The sequence below is a fragment of the Salinigranum marinum genome, assembly GCF_024228675.1.
Lineage (GTDB): Archaea > Halobacteriota > Halobacteria > Halobacteriales > Haloferacaceae > Salinigranum > Salinigranum marinum.
Window position 1 is genome coordinate 25189 of the sequence record NZ_CP100461.1, and the last position, 20124, is coordinate 45312.

Consider the following 20124-nt stretch of genomic DNA (forward strand, 5'->3'; position numbering starts at 1 on the left):
CACGGGACGTCTCTGCGGCCGCGTTTTTCCCGCCACCCGACGCCACCGACGCCCGGCGTCGCGCGGCAAGGATTTAGCCGTCCCCTGACATAGTGGGAGGTATGTCCGATGTCGTCGACGGCCTCGAAGGCGAACTGCGGAGCAACGGGATCAGCGTCGAGGAGGTCGAACCGGGCGAGACGGTCGACCTCACGTACCTCACTGCATTCCCAGGGAGTCGCGTCAACCACCAGGAGATGGGCCGCGCCTGCAACACGTTCATCGATCTCGTCGAGGCGGACGACTGGTCCCCGCGGCGGGTCGAAGCGACGGTGCTCCGCTCCGATGACGACGTGCTGGGGACGTGGCACATCGAACCCGAGTGGATCGCCGGCCTGGTGGAGTACCGCCTCAGCGAGGAGGACTTCTCCGAGCGTGTCCTCGACACGCTGGCGCACGACACGACCGACGCGGCCGACGAGAGCGGTGCGGAGGCCGACTCGTGAGTCCCGCCGCACGAGGGGGGTCCCATCCCCGTCCCCGACTCGTCGGCCGCCCATCGAAGTTCGACTACTCGCGGGTCACCGTCAGCTTCGACAGCGCGGGCGACGCGTGCACGGGGTGGCTCTACCGCCCCGACCGCCCCGCCGACCCGCCGGTCGTCGTGATGGCCGGCGGGATCGCCCTGCCGCGGGAGGTGTTGCGGCCGCTCGCGGAGCGGTTCGCCGAGCGCGGCTACGCGGTGTTCCTCTTCGACTACCGTGGGATCGGCGACAGCGAGGGGACGCCGCGCGGACTGCTCTCGCCCGCCCGGGCGGTCACCGACTGGGAGGAGGCCGTCGCACGCGTCCGTGACCTCGACGGCGTCGACACGAATCGGGTCGTGCTCTGGGGCCACTCGCTCGGCGGCGCGTACGCCCTCTCGGCGGCGGCCGACGACCCCCGCGTGCGGGCGGTCGTCGCGCTCGGTCCCGTCCTGTCGGGGTCGGCGCTCCTCCGCGCGCGGCCCTTCCCGGACGTCCTCCGGGCGCTCCTCGCCGGCGTCCGCGACCGCGTGCAGGGCGTTCTCCCCCGCGTCGGTCCCCACACCGTCCCTGCCGTCGGCGACGACGCCGAACTCGCCGTCGTCTCCGACACGGGCGTTCGCGGCTCGTACCGGCGACTCGCTCCCGTCCCGGACGTGCCCGCCCGCTCGTTCCTCGCCCTCGCACGCTACACCGCTCCCGTCGAGGAGGTCGCCTGCCCCACGCTGTTCGTCGCCGGGAGCTACGACGACGTCGGCGACGCCGAGGCGGTCGAAGCCGCGGTAGCCGACCGCGCCGACGCGACGCTCGTCCGCGTCCCCGCGACCCACCTCGACCTCCTCGACGACGAGGGCGCACTCGGGCATACGCTGGTCTTCCTCGACGGCGTCCTCTGAGTTTCCCGCGATCGTCATCCCTGATAACCGGGTCTCAACGCTTATCTCGGTCCGCGTCGTTCTCGTTTGCATGACTCTTACGACGAAGAGCGTCTTCGCCACGCTCCTGTCCCTCGCGCTCGTGACCAGCCTCGCCGCCCCGGTCACGGCGCAGTCGCAACCCGCCTGGGGGGACGCGATGTACGACGACTTCTCGGAGATGGTGCCGAAGTACAACGAGAACGCCGGCACCCTCGAACTCGGCATCGGGAACAGCCTGCTGGAGAACCAGCGGGTGACGGTTCGGGTCTCCGAGGGGTCGGAGACGGCGTACTACTGGTTCGACACCGACGCGAACAAGCAGATCACAGATCACGGCCAGGGGCAACACCCGGACGGCGCGACGCTGGTGATCAAGACCTCGCGGAGCAGCCTCTCGACGATCGCCGCGGCGGACAACCCTGTCGCGGAGTTCCGTGACGCCGTCACGGACAACCGCGTGACGTTCTCCGGCAAGACGCCGACCACCTTCGTCGTCGGCGTCGGCGTCTCCATCGGACAGCGGCTCGGCCTCATCTGAACCCCCGCGGACGCGGGTCTCGCGGGCGTGCTCACACCACACCCGGCCACGCTTTTCAGCCACGCACTGCCAACCGACCAACTGCTCCGGCATACTTCCATACATACGTAGTCCTCTAGCAGCGAAACGAGACAGCTCGTTCGACGAGTGGGCGCAAATGTTTCGATCCGCGAAGCGTTCTTGTACCCCGTTTCCGTACGAGGGCGTGTGAGGCGTTAGCAACCCTCTGCCGAGCGTCAGGGACGAGCGGACCACTAGAACGCACGCGCCGAAACCGGACAGGGGCTACCGTGTCAGCATACGAATCGGAACCGAGACGGCGGAGCATCGAGGTCGAATACTGGGTGATCGACGACGAGGGGCGGCTCGTCGAACCGGGCGAACTCGTCGACGCGGCGGCGGGGGCCGAACGAGAGTTCGTCGCGCCGTTGCTGGAGCTCAAGACGACGCCGTGTGCGACCACACGGGAGTTGCGCGAGGAGCTGTTCGATACCGTCGGGCGCGTCCTGCGGCGGGCCGACGAACTCGGCAAGGCGCTCGTCCCGCTCGCCACGCCGGTGAGCGCCGACGGAATCGCGGAACTCCCGAGCGAGCGAACCCGGGTGCAGAACCGCGTCGTCGGCGAGCCCTTCGAGTACGTGCGCCACTGCGCCGGGACGCACATCCACGTCGAACAACAGCCGGGACACGAGATCGACCAGTTGAACACGCTGATCGCGCTCGACCCCGCGCTGGCGCTGGTCAACTCCTCGCCGTACTTCGAGGGGCGACGGCTGGGTCCCGGCGCGCGGTCGAAGCTCTACCGCCGGATGGGTTACGACGACGTCCCCCACCAGGGCTGGCTGTGGTCGTACGTCGACGACGCCGACGAGTGGGACCGGCGGCTCGAACGGCGCTACGAGGACTTCGTGACGGCGGCGGTCGAGGCGGGTATCGATCGCCGCACCGTCGAGGCGCACTTCGACCCGGAGAGCGCGATCTGGACACCCGTCCAGCTCAGGCCGGCGTTCGGCACGGTCGAGTGGCGCTCGCCGGACGCCGCCCTCCCGAGTCGGATCGTCCGACTGGCCGACGAGGTGGCCGCGACCGTCGGACACCTCGGCGATGTCGACGTGCGGATCGACGGCGAGACCGGCCGCGTGAGCGACGACGAGGTCGTCCTGCCGACGTTCGATGCCGTCCTCGGCTACGTCGACGCCGCACTCGAGGAGGGACTCGACTCCGCACCGCTCCGGTCGTACCTCGATCGGATGGGGTTCGACGTCGCGGCGTACGAGCCCGTCTCCCACGAGATCGACGGACGGGAGCCGGTTTCGGCCGAAGAAGCCCGCCGACTCCGACTCGACCACGCGGCGCGGCTCGAACGCGACGTGTTACAGGCGCGATCGGTTCACGGTGACTGACCCCGAACCCACAACTCTCATACCTCCGACGTGCGTCCCTCCGTCGATGACAGCCTCCCGCACGGTCGAACTCGAAGGCCACATCATCGACTCGGGGATGATGCAACAGGCCTTTGGCATCGTCATGGACATGGGCGGCAACTTCGACGTCGAGGAGTTCGAGGTCGGCACCCACAAGGAGGCGGAGTCGTACTGCCGGATGGCGGTGTTCGCCGACTCCGACTCGGAGTTACAGGAGATCCTCCACGAACTCCACCAGATCGGCGCGAACCTCACCGACCCCGTCGACGCCCACCTCGAACCCGCCCCCGCGGACCGCGTCGTCCCCACCGGCTTCTACTCGACGACGAACCACCCGACGCAGGTCCGATACGACGGCGAGTGGGTCGACGTCGAGAACATCGAGATGGACTGTGCGATCGTCGTCGAGGACGGCGACGAACCCCGCGCGTACACGAAGGTTCTCAACGCGATCCGCGAGGACGACATGGTCGTCACCGACGAGGCCGGGATCCGCGTCGATCCGCCGGAGCGCCCCCGCGACTCGTCGGGGCCGTTCGGCTTCATGCAGGGCGGCGTCTCCTCCGAGCGCCCCTCCGAGTCCCTGATCCGACAGGTCGCCGAGGCGATGCACACCACGAAAGCGGAGGGAGGGAAGATTCTCGTCGTGACCGGCCCGGCGCTCATTCACGCCGGCGCGGGCGACGAACTCGCGCGCCTGGTCCGAGAGGGGTACGTCGACATGCTCTCGGCGGGCAACGGCTTCGCCGTCCACGACATCGAGCGCGGGCTGTACGGCACCTCGCTCGGGATGGACATGGAGACGCTCGAACACCCCCGCAAGGGGCACAAACACCACATCTACACGATCAGCGAGGTGATCCGCGCCGGTGGCATCGGCGACGCAGTGAACGACGGGCTCATCCGCGAGGGCGTGATGTACGAGTGCGTCGAGAACGACGTCCCGTACGTGCTCGCGGGGTCGATCCGCGACGACGGCCCCCTGCCCGACACGATCACCGACTCGGTCGAGGCGCAGAACGCCATCCGCGAGCAGGCCCACGAGGCCGACATGGTGCTCATGCTCTCGACCCTGCTGCACTCGGTCGCCGTCGGTAACTGCCTCTCCTCGACCACGAGAGTCGTCTGCGTCGACATCAACCCCGCGACCGTCACCCAGTTGCTCGACCGGGGCAGTTCGCAGGCCATCGGCATGGTGACCGACATCGGCACGTTCGTCCCGACGCTCGCCGCGGAGGTGCTCGGCGAGCCGACTGACGACGACGACACGGACGCCGTCGACGCCGTGACCGAAGCGAACACCGACGACGACTGATCCCGGCCGCGATCCGGTCCGTCGTCGATCGTAGTTCGGTACCCGCCGCGGGCCGGCCGAGCGGATCGTCCGGATGCGCCGACGTTATTACTCGCGTGACGGACGGGAAGGTATGGATATCGTCGTCACGGGCGGTCGCGGCCAGTCGGGACGGTGGATCGTCGAGCGGCTCGCGGCCGACCACGCGGTCACCTGTCTCGACCGCGACCACCCCGGAGCGGACGGTCACTCGGCGGTCGACTACCGGGCGCTGGACCTGACCGACCCCGGTGGCGTCTTCGACGTGCTCACCGAGATCGACCCCGACGCCGTGGTCCACTGGGCGGCCATCCCCGTCGCGGGGACCCGCCCGGGCGTGGAGACGTATCGGAACAACACCCTCGCGGCCCACAACGTCCTGACGGCGGCGGGCCGCGTCGGCGCGCGCGTGGTCCAGGCCTCCTCGGACGGCGCGTACGGTTTCTTCTTCGCCGCCGAGACGCCCGTCCCGGACCACCTCCCGGTCTCCGAGGAACACGCGCTTCGGCCCGAGGACGCCTACGGGCTCTCGAAGGTCGTGGCCGAGGAGATCGGCAAGACGGTCGCACGGCGCGACGGCGTCGGGGTTGCGTCGCTCCGTCCCTCGTGGATCCAGATCCCCGGCGACTACCCCTGCCGCGACGACGACTACGTGTCTGACCTGGCGGCCGGTGCGGGCAACTACTGGTCGTACGTCGATGTCCGCGACGTGGTTGACCTGGTCGAGGCCGCCCTGACCGGCGAGGTGAGAGGCCACCAGGCGTTCAACTGCGTCGGCCCGGACAACGCCCTCGGACGTCCCCTGCGCGAACTCGTGGCAGAACAGTACGGGGAGGTCCCGACGGACTGTTCGGTCACGGGGGACGCAGCCGCCTACGACACCTCGAAGGCGACGGAGTTGCTCGGCTGGGAACCCACGCGGTCGTGGCGAGACGCCGCCGACGAAACGGTCTCTCCGCCGGAGGTCTGACCGGCCTGGACGCGATCACACCACCGATTGACATCCTCCTCCGCGTTCACGCGGAGGAATCCCACGGCACCGCGCCGCTGGATTGGGATATTAGGGTTTGGAGTCTACCACCTCTGTCCGAGGTTGGAATCCTCGGGAGAGGTCGTGAAGGTAGACTCCGGGCTGTGCCAACCAGCCGGTACTCCTATCCCCGGACAACTGCCCGGATGACTCGGAGTTACTTTGATTGATGTCGAGACGGATGTTCTCCGCCCCGTTCACGTCAGCGTTGAACGCCGCGTCACACTTCTCACACACGTACAAGCCACGCTCAACGCGCTGACTGTCGTCTTCTCTACCGCACACGCAACACGTCTTACTCGTGTCGCGCTCGGACACTTCTACGACTTCGATGCCCTCAACCGTCGCCTTGTATTCGAGGATGTTCGAGAACCTATCGAACGCCCACCCGTGCAGGTTGAGATTGCCGTGCCGCCCCCAGTTCTTCGACTCGTTGTTATCGTCCTCTTCGCGGACTCCAGCGAGTTCTCCGATGTTGATGTGACACACTCCCTTCTCGATACACCGTTCAACGATGTGTTTAGCGAGGCTGTGGAAGAAGTGAGTACGGCGCTCCGACCACTTCGCGTGGAGTCGAGTGGCTTCTTGACCCCCCGAGTCGTCGCACTTGGCGATTTCCTTCGGGAAGGAGTAGCCGTCCTGTTTCAAGCGATTGCCGGGGTACAAGTCGGCTTCCTCGGTACTGTACGCGACCGCCGCGAAGTTACAGATGCCGAGGTCGATACCCGCCGTCTCCTCGCCGGGTGCGTTGGGCGTCTCTACTTCGGCTTTGCAGACAAGGTGGAGTTCCCAGCGTCCCTTTGCCTTGTCGTAGACGGCTCTGACCTGCTGGAGATTCTCGACCGTGACTCCGGGCCGCGTCTCGTATTCGACAAGGATGTATTCCCACGCTCGGGGGTGTTCCTTGTGATTCGCGCCCTTTGAAAGTCGGACACGGTTGTTCTTGGTGTCGTGTTTGATGCCGTTCTGCTTCCACGTCACCGTCGAACGGGGGTGTTCTTCGTGGACGCGGTTGCCGTGGTCGTCGTAGTAGTTTTTCTTGCGGTAGCCGGGCGGGTTCGCTCGACTGTCTGACTTCCTCTTGCCGTCCCACGAGTTGAAGGCTTCAGCGAGTTCCTCCAGAACGCGCTGACTGGACTGTGAGTGCAGTCCTTTGTATTTGGTGTGACCTTTCAACTCGTCTTTGAGGTCGCCGTGGTCAGGAATCTCGCCGGTTTCATCCCACACTTGGCGGGAATGGTAATTGGCGACGTTCCAGAGCTTGCTGGCCGACCACCCGTGCCGGTCGAGCGGTTCCTCTACCTGACTGTGGTTGAGGATTTTCGCTCGGTGAGTGCGGTGGACTTCCAGCATTGTGAACGCCTGTATAAGAACTTATACTCGTGTCTCTTGTGAAGTTTCGGTTTGAGGAGAGTGGAATATCCTGCTTTGCCATCGACGGTGGGTTGTGGAGGGGTTGTCGGATTCATCCCGCGCCTAAAGGCGCGGATATTCTCCTCGAATCTCTATAACATACTGCCGGTGAAACGAGCGTGGGGCGACCGAACCCGTTCGGCTCCCAGACCGGCCAGGTATTGTAAAAACCGCCTGATCATCGATCCGACACAAACATATCTGAGGTTATACGAGGATAACAACACTTAACAGTGAGTTTCGTCAGGATACGACCGTCATGCGAGAGATACTCACGATGTGGCGCGACACGAGGATGATCATGCTGGTCGCGGTGGTCGCCGCGGTGTACGCGGCCGTGTTGCTCCCGTTCAAGGTGTTCACTATCCTGCCGGGGCTGACCAGCGTCCGTCCGGCGAACGTCTTCCCGGTCATCTTCGGCATCATGTTCGGCCCGGCGGCCGCGTGGGGGGCGGCGATCGGCAACCTCATCGGGGACGTCTTCGGAGGGACGTTCGGTCCGGGCAGCATCGGCGGCTTCCTCGGGAACTTCTTCTTCGGCTACGTCGGCTACAAGATGTGGGGCAACCTCGGCCCGCTCTCCTCGGGGGTCGAGCCGGACTTCCGCTCCAAGCCGTTCCGCCAACTCGTCGAGTACGCGATCGTCGCGGTGGCGGCGTCGACCGCCTGTGCGGCAATCATCGCCTGGGTCGTCGACGCGCTCGGGCTCGTCCCGTTCAGCGTGCTCGCGCCCATCATCGTCACGAACAACACCATCGCGGCGGTCATCCTCGGCCCGCCGCTTCTGTATCTCACCTACCCGCGCATCAAGGACATGGGCCTGCTGTACACCGACCTGCTCCGCGACGAGGACGTGACGGTGTCGACCCCCTCGCGGAGTCAGCTGGCGGCGTTCGCGCTGCTTCTAACGCCGCTGGTGTGGATCGGCGTCGGGATCTCCCTGTTCGGGCCGTCGTCGACGCCGCAGATCGCCGTCGGGGCGCTCCTGATGGTCGTCTTCCTGGCCGGGGCCGCCCTGGGCGGCGAACGCCTCTCGTCGATCGTCGGTGCGTGAGACGACCGTGGCAGTCCCGCCGATCCGACCGAGGTCCACACACTGATGTCCGTCGCGAGCGAGGCGGCAGATAGATGACGGCTGACCGAACACGCGAGATTGCAGCGGCGCTGAAACGAGTCGTGTTCTCCTACGAGCGGGACGCGACCCTCCCCTCGGAGGCCGAACTCCGCGCGGACCGCGCGCCGGATGACCGCGAGGGGCCGGTGCTCCGCGGGGTCGACCTCGAACTCCCACACGGCTCTTTCACCGTGGTGATGGGCGCTTCGGGCGGCGGCAAGTCGACGCTGTTGCGGACGTTCAACGGGATCATCCCCGACTTCATCGACGGCAGCTTCGACGGCGACATCGAGGTGCTCGGCCGGGACGCGACGGCGTCGCGCGTGAGCGAGATGGCGGCGGACGTCGGGATGGTGCTGCAGGACTACGAGGCACAGCTGTTCGGCACGAGCGTCGAGACCGAGGTGGCGTTCGGCCCGGAGAACCTCGCCGTTCCCCCCGCGGACATCGAGGGTCGAATCGACGCCGCGCTGGAGCTCGTGGGGCTGTCGGACCTCGACCGCCGGCGCGAACCTTCGGGACTCTCCGGCGGGCAGAAGCAGCGTCTCGTCGCCGCCGGCGTCGTCGCCATGCATCCGGAACTGCTCGTGCTCGACGAGCCGACGAGCGACCTCGACCCGAAGGGAACCCGCGACCTGCTCCGCGTCGTCGCGACGCTCACCGACGACTCGGCGGACGACACCGCCATCGGCGCCGACGGGTGGGCCGGTCCGGAGACCATCGTCATGGTCACGCACAAGATCGAAGAGGCGTTGCTCGCCGACCGGGCCGTGCTGCTCGACGGCGGACGGGTCGCGAAACAGGGCCCCATCGAGACGGTGTTCACCGACGCCGAAGCGCTCCGGGAGTCGCGGGTCGCTGTCCCGCCGCTCGTCGAGGCGTTCGACCGGCTCGGCGTTTCGGACGACGAACTCCCGCTCCTCCCCGGTGACGCCGTCGAAAGAGCCCGGGAGGCGGGACTCTCTTGGACTGGCCACGCGGCCGAGACACCGCCGGCCGGGACCGGCCGCGACCCCGGCGCGCCGCTGTTCTCGCTGGAGGACGTCGTCTACGCGTACGAGACCGATCGCGGCCCGGTCCGGGCGGTCGACGGCGTCGACCTGACCGTCCGGGAGGGTGAGGTCCTCGCGCTGGTGGGGCACAACGGCTCGGGGAAGACGACGCTGGCGAAGCATCTGAACGGCCTCCACGAACCCGACACCGGTCGCGTCGTCTATCGGGACCGACCAGTGAGGGAGTACAGCATGGGCGAGATCGGGCGCGAGGTCGGCTACGTCTTCCAGAACCCCGACCACCAGATCTTCGCCGCCACCGTTCGCGAGGAGGTGGCGTTCGGCCCGGAGAACTTCGGTATCACCGGCGACGCCCTGGCGGAACGGATCGACGACGCGATCGAGACGGTCGGGTTAGAGGGGCTCGAAGAAGCCGATCCGTTCGCGCTCTCGAAAGGCCAGCGCCAGCGGGTCGCCCTCGCTGGCATCCTCGCGACCGACCCGGAAGTCATCGTCTTCGACGAGCCGACCACGGGGCTCGACGCCGCCCAACAGGACCGCTTTATGGACCTCATCGCCCGGCTCAACCGCGAGGAATCACTGACGGTCGTGATGGTCACCCACGACATGGGGAAGGTCGCGACGTACGCGTCCCGAGTGGTGGTCCTCGACGACGGGTCGGTCGCCTTCGCGGGCGGCGTGCGAGAGCTGTTCGCCGACGAGGACCGCCTGGCGACCCACGATCTGCAGCCACCGCACGTCGTCGAGACCGCGAACGCGCTGCGCGACGGCAGGGGGACGCCGGCACTGTCGGTCGACGAACTCGTCGCCGGCCTCGGCGGTCCCGGCGCGACCGCCGCCGAAGACGAGACGACCCTCGACGAACCCGAGACGACGCGTGACGGCGACGAAGCGCTGACCCGGGAGGTGTCGACCGATGAGTGACTCGCCGTCGCTGTACATCGACGGGGACACGCTGTTACACCGGCTCGACCCGCGTGCGAAGCTCGCGCTCGCGGCGGCGCTGTTCGTCGGGGCGTACGCCTTCTTGGACCCCGTCGTCGTCGCCGTCCCGCTCACCCTCGCCCTGCTCGCGGTCGTGCTGACGGGCGCGCTCGCGAACCTCCTGCGGCTGTGGTTCATCCTCGTCGCGCTGTTCGTCGTGGGACTGGTCGTCTGGCCGGCCTTTACCCCGCCCGCGGGGCCGGTCGTCGTCGACCTCCCGTTCATCGAGATCACCCGGCGACAGCTCACGGCGTCGCTCGCGCGCTCTTTGCGCATCGTCAGTTTCATCGTCACCGGTGTGGCGTTCGTCTCGACCACCTCGAACGAGGAGATCGTCCGCGGGCTGCGCGGCCTGGGCGTTCCCTACGCCTTCTGTTTCGCCGTCGGGACCGCGCTCCGACTCTTCCCGACGTTCCTCGGCGCGGCGGGAACCGTTCGCCAGGCACAGGAGGCCCGCGGGCTCGACCTCTCGGCGTCGAACCCGATCGAGCGCGTCCGGAAGTTCGTCCCCCTCCTGATCCCGGTGTTCATGACCGCCTTCCGCAACGTCCAGACGCAGGCGATGGCGCTGGAAGCCAGGGGGTTCGACACCCAGTCCGACCGGACGTTCTACAACGAGGCGTCGTTCGACGCCGTCGACTGGGCCGCCACGGGCCTCTCGCTCGTGGCCATCGTCGGCGTCGCCGCACTCGCGCTCTCGGGGCTCGGCTGAACCGACCGCCTCGTTCCCCTCGCACAGCCGGTGGTTCGCACCCGATCTGTCCCGAACGATCACCGCGTAGAAGATTTTTATCCGGTGGCGAGTAAATACGTACGCGATGAACGCAACGAAGTACGAGCTCACGGATTCGGTCGCCGGCTTCGACGAGGGCGCGATCCTCGACGTCACCGCGCGGTTCGGTGACTGGCACACGGTCGACCTGAAACTGGAGTCGAGCGAGCGATCGCCCGCGTCGACCACCGTCGTCGTCGCCGACAGCCCCGGCTTCACCGAGGCGGAGATCCTCGACGAGACGGCCCGGATCGGCGACTGGCACGAGTTCGCGCTGGGGTTCGATCCCGGAGCGACTGACGGCCCTGAACCCGGGATCGGGCGCGTCCACCTCACCGCCGACGAGTTCGAGCGCGTCGCCGCCCCCGTCACTCCGACCGCCTGAGACCGACCGGGAACGCGGCGCGGTGTGCGCTCACCCGGGTCGCTCTCGACTCGCCCCGTGAGAGCCCGGGAGAGACGCGGCCGACGCTCGACGCCCGGTAGCCGACAGACGCCGCGCTGGGTGGGCGCGGCAGCCGCGATCAGAAACTGCTGTCGCCGTGTCGCCAGTCCTCGCTGTACTCGCGTTGGCTCTCGGTCTCCTCGTCGATGTCGATGCCGAGCGTCGCGAGCTTTCGCTCTGCCACCTCGCGGTCGACGCGGTCCGGAACGTTGTACAGCCCCGGCTCGAGGTCGGTGTGGCGCCCCACCAGGTCGTACGCCGCCATGAACATCATCGCGAACGTCATGTCGATCACCTCGGCGGGGTGGCCCTGGCTGTACGGGCCGGTGAGGTTCACGAGCCGCCCCGCCGCGAGCAGGTCGAGATGTCGTCCGTCGGGGAGTTCATAGCGGGTGATCCCCGCCTTCGGCGACCAGGTGCGCTCGGCCATCTCCTCGAGGTCCGCGAGGGTGATCTCGACGTCGAAGTGGCCGGCGTTCGCGAGCTTCGCCCCCGACTGCATCGCCTCGAAGTGTTCGGCGCGGATGATGTCGCGGCTCCCGGTCGCAGTCACGAACAGGTCGCCGATCTCGGCGGCCTCCGGCATGCTCATCACCCGGTGGCCGTCCGTGTGCGCCTGGAGTGCACGGCGCGGGTCAACCTCGGTGACGACCGTGTTGGCTCCGACGCCGCGGAGTTTCCGAGCGACGCCGCGGCCGACGTAACCGTAGCCCGCGACGACGGCCGTCGCCCCCGAGACCATGGCGTTGGTCGAGATCATCACGTTCGCGAGTGCGGACTCGCCCGTGCCGTGGACGTTGTCGAAGAAGTGTTTCATCGGCGTGTCGTTCACGCCGTAGACGGGGAACGCGAGGACGCCCTCGCGGTCCATCGCCTCCAACCGGGTGATGCCGGCGGTGGTCTGCTCGGCCCCCGCGATGACCTTGCGGGCGATCTCGGGGTGGGCGTCGTGGGCCTTCGCGATGAGTTCACAGCCGTCGTCGAGGATGACGTCCGGTTCGCGTTCGAGGAGCGCGTGCTGGGCCGCCTCGAACGCCTCGTCGCTCATCCCCTCCTCGGCGAACGCCTCGTAGCCCTCCTGGGCGTCGAGAAAGCGGACGACGTCGCCGTGGGTCGACTGGGGCTCGGAGGGCGCAAAGAGGACCGTGGCACCCGCGGCGTGGAGCGTCTCGATGAGGACGCCGGTCTTCTTCTCGAGGTGGGAGACGACGGCGACCGTGAGCCCATCGAACGGCTGTTCCCGGCCGAACTCCTCGCCGAACGACTGCAACAGCGGGGTGTGGTCGCGGGTCCAGACCAGGGGGTCGTCGGTCGCGTCCGCCTCGTTCCGCAGCTGGGATGACATACGTGCATCTCGGTGGAGGGGGACATAAATCCGGGTCGATGATGTCCGTGCCCGCGGGTCGTCGACGCCGCGGGCCACGAGACGCGTCCCCGGTCGGACGCGGAACGATCGACGGCGGGCGGCCCGAGAGGTTACTCGACCGCGACGAGCGGGACGACCGCGATCGGCACGTCCGCGTTCAACAGGATCGCCTGCGCGGTCGAGCCGAACACCACCTTCGCCGTGGGGTTGCGCTTGCGGACGCCGATGACGAGCTCGTCCGCGTCGAACTCCGCGACGGCTTCGAGGAGGTCCTCGTGGGGGTCGTTCCCCCGGACGTACTGGTGTGTCTCGACCGTACACCGCTCGCCGAGGCGTGAGGCGACCGCGTTCAGCGCGTCCTCGCCGTCCCGGATGTCCTCGGAGGAGGTGGCGCTCCCTCCGCTGAGCGAGTTGACGGCGACGACCGTGTCGCCCGCACCCACGCGGGTTCCGAGGTAGTCACAGAGCGTCGCAGCCGTGTGGACCGAGTGCGTTCCGACGACGTAGGTCGTCATACGTGTTCGCGCGTGGGGCGACCACAAAAACCCGCCTGCCGGTTCTCGGATTCACAGATCGGTCCCGACGGAGCCGGCGGCTCAGGAGCGACCGTCGGTGGACCGATCCGGGGGGCTCCCGTCGGCGTCGTCGGCCCGCCCGGCCCGCGTCGGAGCCGTCGTCTCGCCCGTCGCCTCCATCTCTGTCGCGGCCGCGACACCGCCGTCCGCGGTCGCGTCGGGGTCCGTGTCACGGGGCTCGTCGTCCCCGTCCGACCCCGTGAGCCGCCGTATCTGCCGGGAGACGCCGACCCCCACAACGAGGAGGACGACGAGGTTGAACACCATCTTGAAGGGCGGGCGGAACTCCCGGGTCACCCAGACGTTGATGGTGCGGTCGGCGGCGAGGTAGAACTGGATCGCCGCGAAGACGCCGAGGAGGACCAGTCCGCCGAGGAGCGCGTAGTCGAGTCCGCGGCGGACGCGCGCGGCGGTGTCCCCGTCGGACGCCTCGTTTGCGGCGTCGGGAGCGCTGGAACTCATCGGCCCCACCTCCGGGCGAGGAGGGCGATCGAGAACAGCGCCGCGACGGCGACGCCGACGCCGAAGCCGGGGGCACTCGTCGAGACGGTGCGCGCCTCGGTCGCTTCGGGCCGCGGACGCTCGTCGTCGCTCTCCGAGAAGTCCTCGACGCGGAGTTCGACCTCTCGCTCGGTCTCGTTGACGCTGATGCGCTCGGTCGGATCGAGGTTCGCCACCGACCGCGCCGTGTCGACCACGACGCCGTCCTTCCAGAGCACGGCGTCGATGTAGTAGTTGTACTCGGAGGGCACCGTCACCTGGGTGTCGACCGTCTCCGTCCGACCGGGGCGGATCGTCCCCACGGCCGCCTCAGAGCGGGCGGCGACGATGTTCGAGTCGGCCTGGCGGAGTACGACCTGGACGCGGAGGTCGTCGGAGGCGTCGTTGCCGCGGTTGGTCAGCGTCGCCGAGAGATCGAGCGTCGTCCGGTCACCGTCGACCGAGCCGACGGAGAACGACACCGGTGGGAGCGCCTCGGAGTCGGTGAAGCCGACGCTCGTCCGGGCGTACGCCGGCGTGAGCGCATCCAGCCCGGAGACCGTCTTCCCGCCGGAGCCGATCCGCTCGCCGTCGCGGAAGACGGTCGCCTCGACGCGGTAGCCGCCCTCGCGCTCGACGGTGAGGTTCGTCTCGACGGGCGTCTCGCCGTCCTCGTCGAGCGTCCCGACCTCGACGGTCTCGGTGGCCGCGACGAAGCCCGACTCGGCGTCGGTCGCGCGGAACCGAACCGAGACGTTCGGTGTCGGGTTGCCGCGGTGGTCGAGACGGGTCTGTACGTGCAGGACGGTCGTCTCACCGGAGACGGTGCCGGGGGCGATCGTCGTCTCGGCGATGCGGACCGGACCGGGGCGGGTCGGCCCCTCGTCGGTCGGGTCGGCGAGCACGCCGGGCATCACCGCGGCGACGAGGAGGGCCACGGCGACGAGACCGGCCGCCCCCGCCGCCAGTGTTCTGTCGCGGGGCATCGGTCACACGGTCGAGAGTGCGCATTAAATGTCTTCTGTCGTCACAGACGATCACGCGGGCGTGATGGCCGCGCGCAGCGACGCCCGTGTTCGCCGTCGGGACTCAGGGGAAGCGTCGCCCGGAGCCGGGGGGTCACGCGAGCGCGAGCCACGCGACGAAGACGGCGACGCCGCCGAGGACGGTGCTCCCGACGGCGTGGAGCCGGAGCCGGTCTAAGAGAGCGTGTGCGTCGCCGTCGACGGCGAGCGCGTCGTGGATCTCGCTGCCGAGTTCACACCGGGGCAAGAAGTCCATGGCGACGTGGAGGAAGATGCCGGTCGCGAAGCCGAAGACGACGCCGCGGACGGCTGGCGCGGCCGGAAGCTGGAGCGACGCCGCCGTGATGGCCGTGAGGCCGACGCCGACGGCTGGGAGGAGAAGCGTGGTGGTGTCGCCCCCCTTGCGTGCGAGCCGGGCGGCCGCGGCGTAGCCCGCGGGTCCTTTGTGGGAGACGATCGCCAGCCCGAGCAGCAAGCCGAGTTCGGGCATGTTGCCGTAGACGACGCCGATGACGACGCCCGCGGCGAGCGCGTGTGCCGACAGCTCCGCGACGGTCCGGTCTAGCGGCATCTCGACGTGTGCGAGCCGGTGGCCGATCGAGTGTGAGCCGAAGCCGACCAGCACCCCGAGTGCGACCCCGAAGCCGCCGAACTGGGCGTGGTGGCCGATGGCGCTCGGAAGCAAGAACACCGCCGCGGAAGTGACCATCGCGCCGGAGGCGAGGCCGTACCCCCACACGAGCGCCGTCGGGTTCTCGTCGCGGCTCCGCCGCCCGACGAGGCCAGCTCCGGCCATCGCGGCGAACGCAACCCACGAGATACCGAGGAGCTTCCACAGTCCGACCGAGACGGCGTACGCCGACAGGGCGACCAGGAGCGCGAAGGCACCGAGGCCGACCCGCGACACCCGCGGCGCTGCGTGTCGCTCTTCCGACTCGGTCGGTAACTCCATAGTTAACAAATCGTTTTCAATAGTTAATAAGCCCTGTGATCGCCGACCGCCGGGGTCGGTGCGGGCGGTCACCGCGACGGCGCGCGGCCCGACTACCGGGTCGCCTTCTTCCACGTCCGGAGGTCGACGACCTCCCCGTCGAGTTCCTCGGCGGGGCAGTCGGTGGCCGCCCACAGGAACATCGGCGCGACGTCGTCGGCCTCGCGCCCCTGGCCGCCGGTGACGTCGGTCGCGACCAGTCCGGGGTCGACGACGCCGACCGGCTGGTCGAGGTCGGTCCCGAAGCCCCGGACCAGCGCCTCCGCCCCGGCCTTCGAGACGGCGTACGCCCCCATGCCGGGCTTGGCCTCGCGGGCGATCGACCCCGAGGTGACGAGGATCCGCGCGTCGTCGGCGAGATGCGGGACGGCCTCCTTGACCGTCGCGAACACCCCACGGACGTTGGTCCGGAGGGTGTCGTCGAACCGGGCGTACGGCTCGCGGTCGAGGGGCATTTCGCCGGGCGTGCCGTGGTTGATCCCGGCGTTGGCGATCACGACGTCGACCGTTCCGCCGACGCGGGCCGCCGTCTCCATCAGCCGCTCGACGTCGTACTCGTCGCGGACGTCGGCGCGGACGGCCTCGACGCGCTCGAACTCCGCGGCCAGCGTCTCGATCGGGCCGGTGTTCCGCGCACACGCGACGACCGTCGCTCCCTCGCGCGCGAACGCTCGCACGCACGCCGCTCCGATGCCCCGGCTCCCGCCGGTGATTACGACCGTGCTGTCGTCCATACCGACGGGTAGGCTGGAGAGTAAGTAAAGACCCGGTTCGCCCCGCGCTCGGCGACGACGCGCCGCACCCGTCGTCACCTTCTGGGCGATCCGACGCCGATGGTGCGCCGCCTCCGACTGCGGGCGGCCAGCGACCGGGCGGGCCGGGCGGCAGTCAGTCGATTTATGCCCCCGACGCCCCTAGCTCAGACATGGATTCGGTTTCGGACCTCTCCGCCCTCGATGGTGCGTCGGTCGTCGTCGTCGGGGGCGGGTTCGGCGGTCTCTCTACTGCCTGTTACCTCGCGAACGCCGGTGCCGACGTGACGCTCTTAGAGAAGAACGAACAGCTCGGCGGTCGTGCCTCCCGGCTCGAACGCGACGGCTTCCGGTTCGACATGGGGCCGTCGTGGTACCTCATGCCCGACGTGTTCGAGCGCTTCTTCGGTCACTTCGACCGGACGCCGAGCGACTACTACTCGCTCACGCGGCTGGACCCCCACTACCGCATCTTCTTCAAAGACGGCGACCGGGTCGACATGGTTCCGGATCTCGAACGCAACCGCGAGACGTTCGAGTCGTACGAGCCCGGTGCCGGCGAGGTGTTCGACGAGTACCTCCGCAAGTCCGAGCGCAACTACGAGATCGGGATGGAGCACTTCGTCTACGAGGACCGCTCGCGACTCAGGGACTTCCTCGACCTCGACGTCGCACGGAACGCGTGGGGGCTCTCGCTGATCGGGTCGATGCAGGACCACGTCGAGAAGTACTTCGACCACCCGAAACTCCAGCAGATCACCCAGTACACGCTGGTGTTCCTCGGGGGCTCCCCGCAGAACACGCCGGCGCTGTACAACCTCATGAGCCACGTCGACTTCAACCTCGGCGTCTACTACCCCGACGACGGGTTGGGCGGCGTCGTCGACGGCATCGTCTCGATGGCCGAGGAACTCGGCGTCGACTTCCACACCGACACGCCCGTCTCCGAGATCAGGGGTCGCACGGGGGCGTTCGTCGTCCGGACTGAGACGGACGAGGAGTTCCTCGCCGACTACGTCGTCTCGGACGCGGACTATGCCTACACGGAACAGGAACTCCTCCCTCCCGAGAAGCGGCAGTACTCCGACGCGTACTGGGAGTCGCGGACGTACGCCCCCTCCGCGTTCCTGCTGTACCTCGGGGTCGAGGGCGACGTCGACCCGCTCGCCCACCACACGCTCGTCCTCCCGACCGAGTGGGACGACCACTTCGAGCAGATCTTCGACGACCCCGCCTGGCCCGACGACCCCGCGTACTACCTCTGTGTGCCCTCCGAGACCGACGACGCGGTCGCCCCCGAGGGCCACTCGAACCTGTTCGTCCTCGTGCCGATCGCGCCCGGGCTGGAGGACACTCCGTCGCTCCGTGAGGAGTACCGCGACCTCGTCCTCGACGACGTCGCCGAACACACGGGCGTCGACCTCAGGGACCGGATCGTCGTCGAGGAGTCCTTCTGCGTCTCGGACTTCGCCGCGCGCTACAACGCGACCCAGGGGACGGCGCTGGGGCTCGCTCACACCCTCCGGCAGACGGCGATCTTCCGGCCGCCGAACGCGTCGACCGAGATGGACGGGCTCTTTTTCACCGGGTCGTTCACCCAGCCGGGGATCGGCGTCCCGATGTGTCTCATCAGCGGCCAGCTGACGACCGAACGGATGGCCGAAACAATCGAGAGCTAGCCCACATGGACACGAGCACGTCGGCATCGCAGTCGACCGCCTCGTCGACCGACGAGGACGGCGAGACCGCACGCGTCGGGCCCGGCGCGACCGCCCGTTACCTCCTGACGCTGTCGCGACCGCGCTTTTGGCTCTATCTCGCTGGGCCGGTCGTCGTCGGCGTCACCGCCGCGGCGACGACGCCCGCCGCGCTGTTCGACCCGCTCGCGGTCGCGCTGTTCGCGTACTTCCTCCTGCCGGCGAACCTCTTTCTGTACGGCGTCAACGACGTGTTCGACGCCGATGTCGACGCCGAGAACCCGAAGAAGGAGGGTCGAGAAGCGCGCTGGCAGGGCGGGCGGAGCGTCGTCGCCGCCGTCGTCGTCTCGGGGCTCCTCGGTGTCGGACTCTTCGCCTTCACCCCCGCGCTGGCGTGGCCGTACCTCGTCGGCTTCTTCGTTCTCGCCGTCGGGTACAGTGCTCCTCCGTTGCGGTTCAAAACGACACCACTCCTCGACTCGGCGTCGAACGGGCTGTATATCCTCCCGGGCGCGGCGGCGTACGCGGCGCTCTCGGGGACGCATCCGCCGCCTCCGGCGCTCGCGGGGGCATGGCTCTGGACGATGGGGATGCACACCTTCTCGGCGATCCCAGACATCGAACCCGACCGCGAGGCGGGGATCAGAACGACGGCGACCGTCCTCGGCGAGGAGTGGACGTACGCCTACTGCGGCGCGGCGTGGCTGGGCGCGGCGGTCGCGTTCGCCCCGGTCGACGCCCGCGTGTCGGTGCTCCTCCTCGCGTACCCGGTCGTGGTGTTCGTCCTCTACTGGTCGGACGTGCCGACCGACCGCGCCTACTGGTGGTACCCCGCGCTGAACACCCTCGTCGGGATGGCCCTGACCATGGGGATGCTCTGGAGGCTCCTCTATGGATAGGCGCGCGCTCGAAGCCCGGATCGACCGGCTCGTCGTCGACAACCGCTTCACCATCTCGGTGTTCTTCCCGCTGAACGGGGCCGTCCTCCTCGTGGCCAGCGCCGAGGGACTGCTCCCGCCGCCGCTGTCGTTCAACCCTCTGTTGATCCTCCTCGGCACGCTCGTCATGCGGTCGCCGCTCGTCGCGGGCGTCCTCCCGCTCGTCAACAGGCGGGCGGCGCTCGCCGTCGGCGCGCTCGTCGCGTACTCGTACGGGATCGAGTATCTCGGCGTCCACACGGGCGTCCCCTACGGCGAGTTCTTCTACGGCGTCGACCTCGGCCCGACCCTCGCGGGGGTGCCGCTCGGGCTCCCCGTCTTCTTCATCCCGCTGGTGATGAACGCCTACCTGCTCGTCGCGCTCCTCCTGGGCGAGCGGGCGCGGTCGCGACCGCTCCGCCTCGTGAGCGTCATCGCCGCCGTGTTGGCGATGGATCTCGTCCTCGACCCCGGCGCGGTCGCGCTTGGCTTCTGGGTCTACCCCGACGGCGGCCTCTACTACGGGGTGCCGCTGTCGAACTACGTCGGCTGGGTCCTGTCGGCGACGGTCGCGGTGGTCGCGCTCGACGTCGCCTTCTCCAGGCGGGCGCTCCTCCGGCGGCTCTCGGAGACGGAGTTCATGCTCGACGACCTCGTGAGCTTCGTCATCCTCTGGGGGGCGATCAACGCCTGGTTCGGCAACTGGGTGCCCGTCCTCGTCGCCTGCGGCTTCGGTGTCGGACTCGTCCGCACCGAGCGGTTCGACTCGCGCCTGCTCCGCGTGCCGCGACCGCAACTGAGCCGCTTTTGGTAGGGCCAGGACGGCGGATACGTC

The 20124-nt window shown here is 68.5% G+C and carries 20 protein-coding genes; 13 read left to right on the forward strand and 7 right to left on the reverse strand.

Features of this window, described 5'->3' with window-relative positions; translation table 11 throughout:
* The first annotated feature begins 101 nt into the window (after positions 1 to 101).
* The 6 genes from NKJ07_RS00115 to NKJ07_RS00140 all read left to right on the forward strand — a co-directional run bounded on the left by NKJ07_RS00115 (position 102) and on the right by NKJ07_RS00140 (position 5685).
* Positions 102 to 485 (forward strand): DUF8159 domain-containing protein, encoded by a 384-nt coding sequence (locus tag NKJ07_RS00115; RefSeq protein ID WP_318568588.1) that lies wholly within the window; start codon positions 102 to 104, stop codon positions 483 to 485.
* Entirely contained in the window at positions 482 to 1399 is a 918-nt protein-coding gene (locus NKJ07_RS00120) for an alpha/beta hydrolase (RefSeq protein WP_318568589.1), read from the forward strand. Before NKJ07_RS00115 ends, NKJ07_RS00120 begins: the two co-directional genes overlap by 4 nt.
* Before the next feature lie 70 nt (positions 1400 to 1469).
* Positions 1470 to 1958: a hypothetical protein gene (locus NKJ07_RS00125; protein ID WP_318568590.1), complete on the forward strand. Its 489-nt coding sequence runs from the start codon at positions 1470 to 1472 to the stop codon at positions 1956 to 1958.
* 290 nt (positions 1959 to 2248) lie between these two features.
* On the forward strand, positions 2249 to 3361 hold the full coding sequence (locus NKJ07_RS00130; protein ID WP_318568591.1) for a glutamate-cysteine ligase family protein: 1113 nt from the start codon (positions 2249 to 2251) through the stop codon (positions 3359 to 3361).
* Between the two features lie 46 nt (positions 3362 to 3407).
* Positions 3408 to 4697, forward strand: a complete 1290-nt coding sequence (locus tag NKJ07_RS00135) for an ornithine cyclodeaminase, nickel-pincer nucleotide-dependent (RefSeq protein WP_318568592.1) — start codon at positions 3408 to 3410, stop codon at positions 4695 to 4697.
* Positions 4698 to 4809: 112 nt separating this feature from the next.
* Positions 4810 to 5685 (forward strand): NAD-dependent epimerase/dehydratase family protein, encoded by an 876-nt coding sequence (locus tag NKJ07_RS00140; RefSeq protein ID WP_318568593.1) that lies wholly within the window; start codon positions 4810 to 4812, stop codon positions 5683 to 5685.
* A gap of 90 nt (positions 5686 to 5775) precedes the next feature.
* On the opposite strand, the gene NKJ07_RS00145 is transcribed toward NKJ07_RS00140, so the two are convergent.
* Complete coding sequence (locus tag NKJ07_RS00145; RefSeq protein WP_318568594.1) at positions 5776 to 7098, reverse strand: RNA-guided endonuclease InsQ/TnpB family protein; 1323 nt, start codon at positions 7096 to 7098, stop codon at positions 5776 to 5778.
* A gap of 319 nt (positions 7099 to 7417) precedes the next feature.
* Between NKJ07_RS00145 and NKJ07_RS00150 the strand changes: the two genes are divergently transcribed.
* The 4 genes from NKJ07_RS00150 to NKJ07_RS00165 all read left to right on the forward strand — a co-directional run bounded on the left by NKJ07_RS00150 (position 7418) and on the right by NKJ07_RS00165 (position 11426).
* A complete protein-coding gene (locus NKJ07_RS00150) occupies positions 7418 to 8212 on the forward strand; it encodes a QueT transporter family protein (protein ID WP_318568595.1) in 795 nt (264 codons plus the stop codon).
* A gap of 74 nt (positions 8213 to 8286) precedes the next feature.
* Positions 8287 to 10209, forward strand: a complete 1923-nt coding sequence (locus NKJ07_RS00155) for an ABC transporter ATP-binding protein (protein WP_318568596.1) — start codon at positions 8287 to 8289, stop codon at positions 10207 to 10209.
* Positions 10202 to 10981 carry an energy-coupling factor transporter transmembrane component T family protein gene (locus NKJ07_RS00160; RefSeq protein WP_318568597.1) on the forward strand — a complete coding sequence of 260 codons (780 nt, stop codon included), beginning with the start codon at positions 10202 to 10204 and terminating at the stop codon, positions 10979 to 10981. Before NKJ07_RS00155 ends, NKJ07_RS00160 begins: the two co-directional genes overlap by 8 nt.
* Positions 10982 to 11087: 106 nt before the next feature.
* Complete coding sequence (locus tag NKJ07_RS00165; protein WP_318568598.1) at positions 11088 to 11426, forward strand: hypothetical protein; 339 nt, start codon at positions 11088 to 11090, stop codon at positions 11424 to 11426.
* A 139-nt stretch (positions 11427 to 11565) separates the two neighbouring features.
* Here NKJ07_RS00165 and NKJ07_RS00170 read toward each other — a convergent pair whose 3' ends face one another.
* From NKJ07_RS00170 to NKJ07_RS00195, 6 genes are all read right to left on the reverse strand, one after another.
* Entirely contained in the window at positions 11566 to 12831 is a 1266-nt protein-coding gene (locus NKJ07_RS00170; protein WP_318568599.1) for an adenosylhomocysteinase, read from the reverse strand.
* 131 nt (positions 12832 to 12962) lie between these two features.
* On the reverse strand, positions 12963 to 13367 hold the full coding sequence (locus tag NKJ07_RS00175; protein WP_318568600.1) for a universal stress protein: 405 nt from the start codon (positions 13365 to 13367) through the stop codon (positions 12963 to 12965).
* Positions 13368 to 13448: 81 nt separating this feature from the next.
* A complete protein-coding gene (locus NKJ07_RS00180; RefSeq protein WP_318568601.1) occupies positions 13449 to 13889 on the reverse strand; it encodes a DUF8060 family membrane protein in 441 nt (146 codons plus the stop codon).
* On the reverse strand, positions 13886 to 14893 hold the full coding sequence (locus NKJ07_RS00185; RefSeq protein WP_318568602.1) for a DUF7490 domain-containing protein: 1008 nt from the start codon (positions 14891 to 14893) through the stop codon (positions 13886 to 13888). The genes NKJ07_RS00180 and NKJ07_RS00185 overlap by 4 nt, the downstream gene beginning before the upstream one ends.
* A gap of 133 nt (positions 14894 to 15026) precedes the next feature.
* Positions 15027 to 15884 (reverse strand): ZIP family metal transporter, encoded by an 858-nt coding sequence (locus NKJ07_RS00190; protein WP_318568603.1) that lies wholly within the window; start codon positions 15882 to 15884, stop codon positions 15027 to 15029.
* Between the two features lie 92 nt (positions 15885 to 15976).
* Complete coding sequence (locus tag NKJ07_RS00195) at positions 15977 to 16657, reverse strand: SDR family oxidoreductase (RefSeq protein ID WP_318568604.1); 681 nt, start codon at positions 16655 to 16657, stop codon at positions 15977 to 15979.
* 191 nt (positions 16658 to 16848) lie between these two features.
* Here NKJ07_RS00195 and NKJ07_RS00200 point away from each other — a divergent pair, with 191 nt between their 5' ends.
* From NKJ07_RS00200 to cruF, 3 genes are read left to right on the forward strand one after another with little or no spacing between them, the layout of a single operon-like run.
* Positions 16849 to 18354, forward strand: coding sequence for a phytoene desaturase family protein (locus NKJ07_RS00200; protein WP_318568605.1), 1506 nt, complete (start codon positions 16849 to 16851; stop codon positions 18352 to 18354).
* Between the two features lie 5 nt (positions 18355 to 18359).
* Positions 18360 to 19271, forward strand: a complete 912-nt coding sequence (locus NKJ07_RS00205; RefSeq protein WP_318568606.1) for a prenyltransferase — start codon at positions 18360 to 18362, stop codon at positions 19269 to 19271.
* The gene (cruF, locus tag NKJ07_RS00210; RefSeq protein WP_318568607.1) at positions 19264 to 20103 is read left to right on the forward strand and encodes a bisanhydrobacterioruberin hydratase; all 840 of its coding nucleotides are present in this window, start codon (positions 19264 to 19266) and stop codon (positions 20101 to 20103) included. The genes NKJ07_RS00205 and cruF overlap by 8 nt, the downstream gene beginning before the upstream one ends.
* Positions 20104 to 20124 lie beyond the last annotated feature (21 nt).